Raw genomic sequence first — 13940 nt, 5'->3', positions numbered from 1 at the left:
ATATAATGTGATTTTATGGTGGTGGAGCAATGGAAAAGGCAGTACAAAAAAATGAAGAATATACAATAACTATAGATGGAATGGGATATGAAGGCGAAGGAGTAGGCAGAATAAATGGATTTACAATATTTATACCGGGAGCTATAGTTAATGAAAAAGTAAGGATAAAAATCGTAAAGATAAACAAGAACTTTGCTTTTGGGAAAATTATTGAGATAATTGAAGAGTCAAAAGATAGACTAAAAGCAAAATGTAACATATATAAAAGATGTGGAGGCTGTCAACTTCAGCATATTTCTTATAATTTACAATTGAATTTTAAGAAAACAAGAGTTATAGACTGTCTGAAAAAAATAGGAAAGTTTAATGTGGAAGAAGATAGTGGAATAGATGTACTTGATACTATTGGAATGAAAAATCCATGGAGATATAGAAATAAAGTACAATTACCTGTAGGAAGTGGCAAGGAGGGTATAAATATTGGATTTTATGCCAAGCGTAGTCATGAAATAATAGATATGGATTCCTGTTGTATACAGGATAGAACTGCAGATGAAGTAATTAAAATTATACGTAATTGGATGAGTGAATATAACATTGAGCCATATGATGAAAAAAGTGGTAAAGGTATTGTAAGGCATATAATGGTGAGAAGAGCATTTTCAACTGATGAGGTAATGGTAGTTATTATAACGGCTGTCTCTAGACTGCCATTTAAATCCGAAATTATAGAACTTATAACAAAGAATATATGCGGAGTTAAAAGTATAGTTCAAAATATAAATAGTAAAAAGACAAATACTGTATTGGGTGGAAAATGTATAACTCTCTGGGGTGAAGAAAGTATACATGATTATATAGGAAAGTTCAAATTTAGAATATCGCCATTGTCTTTTTTTCAGGTAAATCCAGTTCAAACGGAAATACTTTACAATAAGGTACTGGAATATGCAGAATTGACAGGCAATGAAATAGTATTCGACGCCTATTGTGGAACAGGAACAATATCATTATTCTTATCACAAAGAGCAAAAAAAGTATATGGGGTGGAAATAGTAGAGCAGGCTATAGAAAATGCCAGATTAAATGCAGCAGAAAATGGAATAGATAATGCTGAGTTTATAGTTGGAAAGTCAGAAGTAGTTATTCCAGGTTTAATAGATGATGGAATAGAAGCTGATGTTGTTGTTGTGGATCCCCCTCGAAAAGGATGTGAGCGAGTTCTACTTGATGCAATTGCCAGGATGAAGCCAAAGAGAATAGTATATGTGTCCTGCAATCCCAGTACTCTTGCCAGGGATCTTAAAATTCTTGAGGAACTTGGATATTCGACTAAAGAAGTACAACCCGTAGACATGTTTTGCCAGACTGCTCATGTTGAGTGTGTTGTGGCATTGAACGCTTAGTGAAGATGAGTGTGCGAAGTCTGAGCTTAGCGTGAAAGCCCGCATTACGGAGGGTAACGTAGTAATGTGTTCCTTAAAAAAATATTGTATATCAAAGGCTTAGAGCATTATGCCCTTTTGTCGTGTGTTTTATGTTTGGATATACTGGAATAGGGAACAGTTTTTTGACACGGGGAATACATAAATATGTAAATATATATTTTGATACAATCGAAAGTCACTGAAATCAGTGGCTTTCAGTTTTTTTGTTAAAGTTAATATGTTGGTTAGGCTAAATTATTTCATTAAAATTAGTACTTAATAGTAAAAATGTAATTTTAGAAAATTACATTTTTACTAGTTGCAATAAAATTACTTTTGTGATATGATCACATCATAGCAAATAAAGTTAATTTTAGAAAGGCACAATATTTTATGAAAAAGTTGAGTGAATTAGTTGAATTAGTAAGTGGATCGCCTCAGTTTAGAATTACTGAAGTGTTTGATGAGAAAACACCGCTTTTTACTTATTATAGTCAAACAGATTTAACAGATGATTTGGTAGGTATTATTTCAAATGATATGGACAATAAACAAGTCAGAACCAATGATAAAGTAAATACCTTGTGCGATGGTGATGTGGTGTTTAGTTTAATCACGGGAATTGCAGCGATGGTAAGAAAAGAACACGAGGGATATCTTTATACGCAAAACTACGTTAAATTATTACCTAGCAATAATATTGATTCAAAGTTTTTAGTTTATCTCATTAATGAAAACAAAATAATCAAGAAACAGTTTGTTTTGGGACTGCAAGGTTCGCAAGTTTTAAAATATACTCTCAAGCAGCTTAAACAGCTTGAAATACCAAAAATACCTTCCATAGATAAGCAAAAAATTATAGGACAAGTCTATTTTAATCAGTTAAGATTGCAAAGCCTTAAAAATAGAGCAGCAGAACTTGAAACAAAAATCATATTATCCAGGTTAGAGGAGGCAAGTGAGAAATGAATGAAGAGCAATTTGAAACTGAATTAATACAATATATTACCAGTGGAACCATAACTAAACCTGAACACCTGGAAGGAATAAGCGACTTTATGGTTAGCGAAAAACCTGCTGATTACTGTGTGAAAACAAAGCTGTGGAAGTATGAACCAAAAATTAAAACTACAGAAAAGCTTTGGGATAACTTCAAAGAGATTCTTGAACAACATAATCAAAATACACTTGATCATCCTCTAAGTACTGTGGAATTTAATCAAGTTAAAAAGATTATATCTGATATTCAAACACCATATGAAGCTGGACAATTTTTATATGGACTCAATGGTGTATCGCAAATCGAAATTGATTTAGATGATGGTCGTCATGTATTTTTAACGGTTTTCGATCAAAAACAAATTGGTGCTGGAGATACACTATATCAAGTAGTTAATCAAATCGAACGCCCTGCAATTATCACAGGGAAACAAAATCGTCGTTTTGATACGACACTTCTTATTAATGGTTTACCTATTATACAAATTGAGGAAAAACGTGATACACGTGATGTCAATGAAGCATTAAATCAAATGCATCAATATTCTGAAGAAAATCAATATGGTGATATTTTTTCCACTTTACAAATATTGGTGGCAATTACGCCAAATAACGTGAAGTATATGGCGAATACCATGCCGGATAAGTTCAATAAAGACTTTGCTTTTAACTGGCAGCGTAAAAGTGATAATACGATTGTGCGTAATTGGAAAGAGTTTGCTGATTCAATGTTAAGTATTCCAATGGCACATCAGATGGCTACTAATTATATGATTTTGGACGGCACAAAAAACAAACCAATGTTAAAGGTAATGCGTCCATATCAAGTATATGCGACTCAGAATGTAATTGAAAATTTAAAAAAGGTTGATTTTGAGCTCGGCACAAATAAAGTAGGTTATGTTTGGCATACTACTGGTTCTGGTAAAACTATAACTAGTTTTAAAACAGCATGGCTTGCAAGTCGTATGCCGAAAATTGATAAGGTTGTCTTTGTAGTAGATAGAATTGCTTTAACGAAACAAACAAATGAAAATTATAGTGCCTATGATCCAGATGCTAGTGAGGATATGATTGGTAGTGTTCAAAATACTTATAATACTAATGATTTGAGCCGTAAACTAAAGAGTAAAGATAATAATATCGTTGTTACTTCTGTTCAAAAGCTTGATACATTAGTAAAACGTAAATCCTTTAAAGCACCTGATAAAAATATTGTATTTATCGTGGATGAGGCACATCGTTCAACTGGCAGTGAAAACTTTGAAAAGATACAAAAAGCTTTTAAGAAGTCCGCTTGGATTGGTTATACAGGAACACCTATGTTTGATGAAACTACCAGTGGCTTACGAACTGAAGATATTTTTGGACCATTGTTACATGCCTATACCATTCGTGAAGCAATTGCAGATAGAAATGTTTTAGGCTTTAAAGTGGATTTTGAAACAACTATTGATGAAGAACAAATGAAATTGCAATATCTACCAAATTTTTATCGCGAACATTATCCGAAATGGACTGAACAAAAAATTATAGATAAGATTAATAATCTAAGTCAAGAAGATATGGATGATGCGGTTGAACCAAGTTTCTATGATGAAAATCCGGATCATATCAAGTTAGTAGTTGAAGATATTTTTAAGAACTGGCGAAATCGTTCAAATGGAGGCAAGTATAATGCCCTCTTTACTACTCATGTTGGTGGTGGGAAAGCGAGTACTCCAATGGCAATGATGTATTTCAATGAATTTCAACGAGTAAATGATGAAAATAGGAAAAATGGTGGGCAAACATTAAAAGTAGCAGTTACATTCAGCCAAAACTCATCCAATAATGATAGTATGCTTGCTACCAATCAAGGTTTACATGATGCTATCAAAGCCTATAACAGAGAATTTGGTACAAGCTTTGGCATGGACGATGTATCAGGATATACACAGGATGTTACTAGTCGTTTGAATAAAACTGCTACAGACAAGAACTTCTTAGATATTGTGATTGTGGTAGATCAACTTTTGACTGGATTTGATGCACCAGAGCTTAATACCCTTTATGTAGATAGAACACTTAAAGGGGCTGGACTTATTCAAGCCTATTCAAGAACAAACCGTATTGCTGATATGCAGGAAAAACCCTGGGGGCGTATTGTAAATTATCGCTGGCCTGCTCAAAATGAGAAGCTGATGAATGAAGCTCTTGCAATTTATGCTAATAAGGATTCTGCAATTTTATCAGAAGATGAACAGCGTGAATCTAACCAAAAAGATGGTATTATCGCCAAATCTTTTGAAGATGTATTTAATGAAGTTAAAGAGGTTGCTCAGAAATTAGACAGCTTAACTAATGAGTTCCAGCAATTACCATCCTCTGAGAAGCAAAAAGAATATATGTTTGATTTGCTGCGCAATTATAATGTTGGCATGGCTAAATTAAAACAATATACCCCTGAAGAAGTCGATGGAAATACAGTAGGTTTCAATTACGACAATCCTGATGAATTAGTTGAAAAATTAGGCATGACAAGTGTTCAAGAAGCCATGCTTACTACAGTTTTAACCAATGAGCTTAAACAACATATATCAAAAGAAAAGAAAATTCCTTTTTATCAAATTGAGTTAAGAATGACTCATGTGAAGGATGTGAAAATAGATTATGATTATTTAACTGAATTGGTAGAACGATTATTAAACCAGGTGCATGAGGGCAAGAGTCAGGAAGCACAAGCTACAAAACAGAAAATTGATCAATTTGCCAATGGTTTGGAAGATAGAAATTATGCTGTGAAGGTTATGAATGCAGCAATTGCTATTATCAAAGGGCATTTTCCAACCGAAGGTTCTAATCTTAAATATCCAGTGAAATTGAGAGATAGTGAACAAATTATTCAAGCGGCCAACAATGTCAGCCTTGATAGAATGTTCCTGGATTTTCGAGTGAAGTGGGGAATTACAGATATTATTACAAGTGCTCAGATGCGTGAATTATTTAGTCATCATCGTTATGGTATGCAGGATTTAGATGATACCGGTCAAATCCGGGATATAATTGCTAAGGCAAGCGTGGATTATAAGACGTTGGCACATAATGAAGAGATACAATCTTTGTCTAAAATCAAGTACCGTAATGGTTTGCGTGAAGCCATTTATGAATTAGCCGATGATCAGGCTGAAAGCTAATTTATCATATAATACTTTAAAATTAATTATTGAACTGCCGACTATCAATTGACAGTTAAGATAGGAGATAAAATGGATAAAAATAAAGCGAATGTACCTAAAATAAGGTTTCCAGGATTCACTGTCCCTTGGGAACAGCATAAGTTGGGTGATGAATCAATGGAAATTGTTGCTGGTGGAGATATTGATAAAAATAAAATTGTTGATTCAGGAAAATATCCTGTTTTAGCTAATGCACTAACCAATGATGGAATTGTTGGGTATTATAAGAATGATTTCCGTATAAAAGCCCCTGCTGTAACAGTGACTGGACGAGGTGACGTAGGTCATGCAAAGGCAAGAAAGGTTGATTTTACGCCAGTTGTTCGACTATTAGCTGTAAAGACTAAGCATGATGTTGACTTTTTGGAGAATGCAATTAACAAACACGAAGTTTTGGTTGAATCAACGGGTGTACCACAATTAACAGTTCCACAATTATCGAAGTATAAGATTTATTTTCCGAAAACAGATGACGAGGAAAAAGTTATGGGAGTCTTTTTTAAGGACCTCGACAACCTTATCACCATTCATCAGCGTAAGTTAAATCACTTGCAGGATAAGAAGAAAAGTTTGTTACAAAAAATGTTCCCGAAAAATGGCGAAGATTTTCCAGAACTTCGTTTTCCAGGATTTACTCACCCTTGGGAACAGCGTAAGTTTAGTGATACCTTTACGAATATACCAAATAATACTCTTGCTAGAGCTGAATTGAATTACAATTCTGGTCTAGCTAAAAACGTACATTACGGGGATGTTCTAATCAAATTTGGAGAATTACTAGATGTTGAAAAAGATGAAATCCCATATATTACAGATGGTGCTTTGGTAAACAAATTCAGGTCATCAAAGTTGCAAAATGGGGATGTAATTATTGCTGATGCAGCGGAAGATGAAACGGTTGGAAAGTGCACAGAATTGGTAAATGTAGGCGAAAAAATAGTCATTTCTGGACTACATACAATTCCATGTAGACCAACATTATCTTTTGCATCAGGATACCTTGGATATTTTATGAATTCTTATGCATATCATAATCAGCTTTTACGATTGATGCAAGGTACCAAGGTGTCATCTATCTCTAAATCAGCATTGCAAGATACGTTTATCTTTCACCCATTTGATATTGTAGAACAAAAGAAAATTAGTGAGCTTTTTCAACAGCTAAATAAGCTTATCACCCTTCATCAACGTAAGTTAAATCACTTGCAAGAACAAAAGAAAGCATTACTACAACAGATGTTTATATAAACAGATTTTTGGTTTCGAGTGGAGTTTTTTGTACATCTGAAACTTGAAAATTGTTATCCAGGGGCGTAGCAGACATTATACCCACTTTATAAGAAAAGTAGAGAACCAAAATTTCAATTTTGTGTGAATCACTTTCAAAGAGTTCGATAAGGGTATTACCGCTGGCAAACATCGAATAAAATAATTTCAAAAGAGAAAGGAAATAAAAATAATGAGTAATAATCTACAAACAATTACTAGTAAACTTTGGGCCATGGCAAATGAATTGCGCGGCACAATGGATGCTTCAGAGTACAAAAATTATATCCTGGCATTTATGTTTTATCGATACCTTTCAGAACATCAAGAGCAGTATTTAGTAGGAAACAATGTTATTGATGTTGCTGATGGACAATCTACCAATGATGCTTACCTAAAACAAGCGGTAGGTGCAGATTTGGATGATTATTTAGAAGATATTTCATCAAGTTTGGGGTATGCAATTGCGCCAAATGATACATGGGAGTCTTTGATTAATAAAATTAATGATGCACAAGTTATTCCTAGCGACTACCAGACTATTTTTGATAACTTTAATAAGAATGCGGAATTAAATAGGGAAGCGGTGAAAGATTTCCGTGGTATATTCAACGATATTAACCTGGGAGATTCACGTCTTGGAAGTTCTACAAATGAACGTGCAAAATCACTTAACAATATAGTTAAATTAGTGGACGAAGTTGAATACAAGGGAGATGATGGAAGAGACATTCTAGGTGAAATCTATGAATACTTAATTGGTAAATTTGCTGCAAGTGCTGGTAAAAAAGGCGGAGAATTCTATACACCTCATCAAGTAAGCAAGATTTTAGCTAAATTGGTCACTAATGGTGTAGAAAAATCAAATGAATTTTTCAATATATATGACCCGACAATGGGCTCAGGATCCTTACTGCTTACTGTTGGACAAGAATTGTCTGATGGTATTCCTATGAAGTATTTTGGTCAAGAGTTGAATACAACAACGTATAACTTGGCCCGTATGAACTTGATGATGCACAATGTGTCTTATAACAATATGACACTAAATAATGCCGATACTTTGGAAAACGATTGGCCGGATGGACCAGACGAAAAAGGGATTGATCACCCGCGGAGTTTTGATGCAGTGGTTGCAAATCCACCATATTCTGCGAAATGGGATAATGATAAAACCAAATTAAAAGATCCACGCTTTAGCGATTATGGGAAATTAGCACCAGCCTCAAAAGCAGATTATGCTTTTATATTGCACAGTATATATCATTTAAATAGTGATGGAACAATGGCAATTGTTTTGCCTCACGGCGTGCTATTTCGTGGTGCAGCAGAAGGTAAAATCCGTCAAACTCTAATTGAAAAAAATTATCTTGATACGGTTATTGGTCTGCCAGCTAACTTATTTTATGGAACAAGTATACCAACAGTCATTTTAGTATTTAAGAAAAATCGTAAAACTAAAGACATATTATTTATTGATGCAAGTAATGATTTTGAAAAAGGTAAGAATCAAAATAACTTAATTGATAAAAATGTAGATAAAATCATCAATACATTTAAAGAGCGTAAAAATATAGATAAATATGCTCACTTGGCATCAATTGATGAAATCAAGGAAAATGAGTTTAACTTGAACATTCCACGTTATGTTGACACTTTTGAAGAAGAAGCTCCAATTGATTTGGAAGAAGTAAATAGGCAGTTAGAACAAGACAATAAGGAAATTGCAGAACTTGAAGCGAAGATTAATGAACAATTGAAGATTTTAGGTGTAAAAATTTAGATTTAAATTTGAAAAAATGTTTCTATGAACTCAATAGGCTTAACAGGTATATAGAAAGTATTTATGACAGCTAGATTAGGATGATTATGATATTGAGATATGTAAATGGACTTAGCTGGGAACAAGTAGCAGTAAGTGTAAACCCTTATGTATCTGGTGAAAGCGTGAGAAAATCACATGATAGGTTTTTAAAGAGAAATTAAGACAAGCCAATTTATTATATGGTAAAATAATATTGTTAAATAATGATAAACGAGGTGTAACTAATGCCCCAAAATAAAGAATATAAAGCAACAATAAATGCAAATGGAACAAATATTTCTATTGTTTTAAAGGGAAATGAAGCTGATTATATCAGTTTAACTGATATTGCAAAATATAAAAGTGACGAGCCAAATGATGTTATTCGTAATTGGCTAAGAAATAGGGATACTATAGAATTTTTGGGATTATGGGAGAAAATAAATAATCCAAATTTTAAACCCGTCGAATTCGACGGGTTTAGAAAAGAAGCAGGTAAAAATGCATTTGTTCTATCTCCACAGAAAATGAAAGCTTCTGAGGAGATTACCTTTTACATCTACCAAAACAATTAGTTGGGAAAGTAAAACTATATGAAGATGGGATGGAAATATGTAAAGACCTAGTATATGTACTTTTGATAAAATAATTAAGAAAACATAAAGAATATAATTATGAATGAGAAGTACTTAGCGAAAGGGTGATAAGATGGGACTATAAAATCCATTCATACTGTGTGGAGATGGCAATGTATAAAAAGTACAGAAGGAAGGCTTGATTGAGTCTTCAGGAAGATTAATTATAGGAGAATATATTATGAAAATTTCAAAAAAAGATGCGTTGATATGGTTTGAATTTTTTTCAACATTACCTGAGGAAGAGGAAATTATGACAAAACAACAAGAAATAATTTATTCTACCTTTGCGCAAATTGAGGCAGCCCTCAATCATAGAAATGATATGTTAATGTCGAAGATTAAAAATTTGAAAACTTTGAAAAATAGGACTTTTTTTGTTGGAGATGAAGGTAAATTCCCACAAGGATGTCGTTCTTGTCTGTTGGGTACTGGTTTGAATGCAATCAGAAAAACCAACAAATGTAACATAGAGTGTAAGTTTTGTTATAACTATGGAGAGCTAGAAGATATTCCCCCAATTGGCGAAGGTATGTGGGAAATTGGAGGCACAAGATTTTATGACAAGGATATTGATTTACTTCTTTCCATACAGAAGAAACCCACTGGTATCTGCTACGTTTATTTAGAGCCATTCATGGAAATTGAAAAATACTATTCGGTAATAAGGAAATTTAGTAATGCCAAAATTCATCAACATCTATATACAAATGGAATTTTAGCTAGTTCAGAGACATTAAAAGCATTAGGTGAAGCCGGCCTTAATGAGATACGTTTCAATCTGGGTGCTTCTAAGTGTTCAGACAAAGTGATTGAAAATATCGGAATAGCGAAAAAATATATTAAAAATGTAGGTATTGAAACTCCAATGACTCCTGAGTTTTTCGAAGCTTTTTTTAAGAAAAAGCAAGCTATCTTAGATACAGAACTTGATTTTATCAATTGTGCGGAATTACATTTGAATGATAATAACATAGACAATTATTATGGGGAAAATATGTATATTTCCAGACAAGGTTATATATCTCCAATTTGGAGTAGGGAATTAACTCTGAAATTCATGAAAATAGCCGATGAAGAAAAGTGGGATTTAGTAGTTCATGACTGCTCAAACTATACAAAATTTGCTAGAGATTTAAACTTGAGCAGCAAAGAGGGTAAATGGTTTGGAGCCAGTGATTATGCCTGTGAGTTTTCTAGAATTCCATATGAAGCATTTTTACCAATACTGCGTGATGAAAATTTCAAATTTTTAGGTGAAGAAGAATTGCCTGAGGGTTATAAACCAGGAGAGATGATTCTTTAGAAGGTCTTGCCACCGATTTTTATTTTCAGGTGGCAATTATGATCTCCAAAATGCTTACAATATGTTTCTTCATCTTTTTAGTTAAATGGAAATAAAAGCTTATTCCAAGTACATTAAATCACTAAATAAGAAAACGTTTAATCATTATGATATAATGTAATCAAAAGCAGGTGGAATGTATTGGCAATTTAGAATTGTATAAAGAAAAAAATTTTTAAATGATCAAGGAGGAAATTTATGTTAAATGTAATTATCTTTATTGTAATAGGCATTGCGGCAGGTATCTTAAGTGGATTATTTGGGGTTGGCGGTGGAGTAATTATAATTCCAGCCTTAATGTTTTTTGAAGGATTTTCTCAATTAAAAGCTCAGGGGACTTCATTGATTGCCATGCTTCCACCTGTTGGCATACTTGCATTTATTGAGTACTATAAAAAGGGAAATACTGACTTAGTTGGCGGTATAATTATTTGTGCTGCAATGCTAGTAAGTGCTAAATTTGGCGGTCAATTAGCAAACGTGCTTCCTGCCAATGTAATGAAAAAGACTTTTGGAATATTTATTATTTTAGTTGGGATAAAAACTTTCCTGAGTAAATGATTAAACATAATAACTTTTTTGATTTTAAGAGCTTTGGAGAAATCCAGAGCTTTTTTGAATTTATTTATTTAATTAGGTTGCATTAAAGACATGAAAAATGTCAGTTTTTAAGAAACCTAAATACAATAAAAAACAATATAGTGTTTGTATGATTAAAGGTTCAGACATAACAAATTTTATAGTTAAAAATATATGGAAACTTCAGTTCATATTGTTATGAAAAGTTATATTAGTTTATTATTATAAATATTTTTAATAATTTAGACAAAATAGTATTTTTATTTTAGATAAAAAAGAATAAATTATTGCAATTTTATTAATTATGTATTATTATATGAAGGTAAAACTCAATAATTCAGATGAAGATAGTGGGAGAGTTGTGGCATGGCCATTCACCGAAGAAGTGAATCTTTCAGGTACCTATTTAATTAGAGATGACCGCTATTGGATGAATCCTTGGAGAGACTCTTAATGAGCACCGAAGGAGAAAGTCGCAGGACAAAACTCTCAGGTAAAAGGACAGGGGAAGGTAACATATCTTGTAAGAGTAATATGTAATCAATTACTTCATTTAGATTTTATCTATTCCGTTTATATCCCCAATTACAAATATTAAAATATTTAGTACAAGCTTTTGAATAATATGGGGTATAAAAGTAAATCAACAGCAAAATTATTTACTAAAATCAATTCTATAGTATTGAAATTTGATTTTTTGTCTTACTGTATATGTCTGTTACTCCACTGATTGTCTAATTGTCCATTGACCTGAATTTTGAGAAAAATGAAAATATACAATACCAAAGGTGGCATTAATATGAATTTAGAAACAGTAATATTTAGAAAGGCGGAATACATATGTCTGAAATGTCTGAAAATCAAAACTTATCAAGAGGATTAAAAAATCGTCATGTTCAATTACTTGCAATTGGAGGTGCAATTGGTACTGGATTATTCCTTGGTTCAGGTAGGTCAATTCACCTGGCAGGACCATCTATTTTATTTGCATATGCAATAACAGGATTAATTTGTTTTCTTATTATGCGTGCCCTCGGGGAATTATTGCTTTCTAATTTAAATTATCATTCTTTTGTGGAATTTGTACATGATTATCTGGGAAACGGGGCAGCATTTATTACGGGATGGACCTACTGGTTCTGCTGGATTTCACTGGCCATGGCTGATTTGACTGCTTCTGGACTTTATATGCAATACTGGTTTCCTGGTGTACCTCAATGGTTGCCAAGTCTTATATTTCTTGTAGTCTTACTTGGAATGAACCTTACTGCGGTAAAGTTGTTCGGTGAAATGGAATTCTGGTTTGCACTGATTAAAATTGTTGCCATTCTATTATTGATTATAGTTGGTGTATTTATGATTATTAAAGGATTTTCTACAAATGCTGGTGCATCCAGTTTTGCAAATCTTTGGAAGCACGGCGGCTGGTTTCCTAATGGGTCAGGTGGTTTTATACTCTCATTCCAAATGGTCGTATTTGCTTTTACTGGAATTGAACTGGTTGGCTTGACAGCAGGCGAAACTGAAAATCCCAAACATGTTATTCCAAGGGCTATTAATAATATTCCAATTAGAATTATTATTTTCTATATTGGAGCACTTATTGTAATTATGAGTATATATCCTTGGAATTCAATTAATCCTGCTAAAAGTCCATTTGTTGAGGTATTTGCTGCAGTGGGAATAGTGGCAGCGGCAAGTATTATAAATTTTGTTGTACTTACATCTGCAGCTTCTGCTTGTAACAGTGGTATATTTAGTACAAGCCGTATGGTATATTCTCTTGCTAAAGAAAATAATGCACCCAAGTCAATGAAGAAGTTGACATCACATAAAGTACCTTCTAATGCTCTAATATTTTCTGCAGTTGTTATATTGATTTCAGTTATTTTGAGTTATATTATGCCAGAAGGGGTGTTTGTACTTATTACTAGTATATCAACATTTTGTTTTATTTTTATTTGGGCTATTATAGTTATATGCCATTTAAAGTACAGAAAAGCTAACCCTGAGCTTGCTGCAAAAAGTAAATTTAAAATGCCATTTTATCCAATATCAAGTTATATAATTCTAATATTTATCGTTTTTGTTTTAGTTGTATTGGCACTTAATAAAGAAACTCGTGTAGCATTATTTGTAACACCTGTATGGTTTATAATTCTTGGAATTATATACAAAATAATTAAATTAAAAAGGAACAGCTAAAATAACAACTAATAGCTTCAGCTTTATGCTGTCTCTTTGGTAGAAAATAAATGTAGCACACATATTTACAACTTTTGCACATTAAATTCTTTTTTACCACCCTTTACAAAACCATGCATTCGCTTATATACAATTGAAATTATGGATATTATAATTGTTGAAATTATTACTGAAAATAGCACAAAATGCCATCCGGCTTTGGTATACATGACTAAAACAGTAGTAGCTCCTGCAGGAGGATGAAGTGTGTCTGTTAAAAGCATGGAAAATATGGATAAACTCAGTGCTAAAGCTAAGCTCACTGAAGTAATATTCATTGAATTCATGAGAAATAAGCCAATAAAAGCACTCATTATATGTCCCCCCATGATATTTTTGGGGCGTGAAAATGGACTATTGGGTAAAGTGAAAATTATTACACAACTTGCGGCTATAGACCAGCTAGTAAAAGTCAATAGAAAT

General features: G+C 32.9%; 10 protein-coding genes and 1 riboswitch. Of the genes, 9 read left to right on the top strand and 1 reads right to left on the bottom strand.

Annotated elements, in window-relative coordinates; genetic code table 11:
* Positions 1–29: 29 nt before the first annotated feature.
* From rlmD to J418_RS0110000, 9 genes are all read left to right on the top strand, one after another.
* Positions 30–1406, top strand: coding sequence for a 23S rRNA (uracil(1939)-C(5))-methyltransferase RlmD (gene rlmD / locus J418_RS0110050; RefSeq protein WP_017895517.1), 1377 nt, complete (start codon positions 30–32; stop codon positions 1404–1406).
* 414 nt (positions 1407–1820) lie between these two features.
* A complete protein-coding gene (locus J418_RS0110045) occupies positions 1821–2396 on the top strand; it encodes a restriction endonuclease subunit S (RefSeq protein ID WP_017895516.1) in 576 nt (191 codons plus the stop codon).
* Positions 2393–5602, top strand: a complete 3210-nt coding sequence (locus J418_RS0110040; RefSeq protein ID WP_017895515.1) for a type I restriction endonuclease subunit R — start codon at positions 2393–2395, stop codon at positions 5600–5602. The genes J418_RS0110045 and J418_RS0110040 overlap by 4 nt, the downstream gene beginning before the upstream one ends.
* 72 nt (positions 5603–5674) lie before the next feature.
* Positions 5675–6892 carry a restriction endonuclease subunit S gene (locus J418_RS16170; RefSeq protein ID WP_017895514.1) on the top strand — a complete coding sequence of 406 codons (1218 nt, stop codon included), beginning with the start codon at positions 5675–5677 and terminating at the stop codon, positions 6890–6892.
* 211 nt (positions 6893–7103) lie between these two features.
* Positions 7104–8693: a type I restriction-modification system subunit M gene (locus J418_RS0110025; protein WP_017895513.1), complete on the top strand. Its 1590-nt coding sequence runs from the start codon at positions 7104–7106 to the stop codon at positions 8691–8693.
* A gap of 266 nt (positions 8694–8959) precedes the next feature.
* Complete coding sequence (locus J418_RS0110015; RefSeq protein WP_017895511.1) at positions 8960–9289, top strand: KilA-N domain-containing protein; 330 nt, start codon at positions 8960–8962, stop codon at positions 9287–9289.
* A gap of 241 nt (positions 9290–9530) precedes the next feature.
* Positions 9531–10655, top strand: a complete 1125-nt coding sequence (locus tag J418_RS0110010; protein ID WP_017752318.1) for a radical SAM protein — start codon at positions 9531–9533, stop codon at positions 10653–10655.
* A gap of 237 nt (positions 10656–10892) precedes the next feature.
* Positions 10893–11255, top strand: coding sequence for a sulfite exporter TauE/SafE family protein (locus tag J418_RS0110005; RefSeq protein ID WP_017752319.1), 363 nt, complete (start codon positions 10893–10895; stop codon positions 11253–11255).
* A gap of 446 nt (positions 11256–11701) precedes the next feature.
* Positions 11702–11788: riboswitch (glycine riboswitch) on the top strand.
* Between the two features lie 334 nt (positions 11789–12122).
* Positions 12123–13478 carry an amino acid permease gene (locus J418_RS0110000; RefSeq protein ID WP_023625163.1) on the top strand — a complete coding sequence of 452 codons (1356 nt, stop codon included), beginning with the start codon at positions 12123–12125 and terminating at the stop codon, positions 13476–13478.
* A 65-nt stretch (positions 13479–13543) separates the two neighbouring features.
* Here the strand turns inward: J418_RS0110000 and J418_RS16165 are convergent, their stop codons facing one another.
* On the bottom strand, positions 13544–13933 hold the full coding sequence (locus tag J418_RS16165) for an HPP family protein (protein WP_136710914.1): 390 nt from the start codon (positions 13931–13933) through the stop codon (positions 13544–13546).
* Positions 13934–13940 lie beyond the last annotated feature (7 nt).

Origin of the sequence: Clostridium tyrobutyricum DSM 2637 = ATCC 25755 = JCM 11008 (assembly GCF_000359585.1) — a bacterium.
GTDB lineage: Bacteria > Bacillota > Clostridia > Clostridiales > Clostridiaceae > Clostridium_B > Clostridium_B tyrobutyricum.
This window is presented reverse-complemented; position numbering and strand designations above follow the sequence as displayed.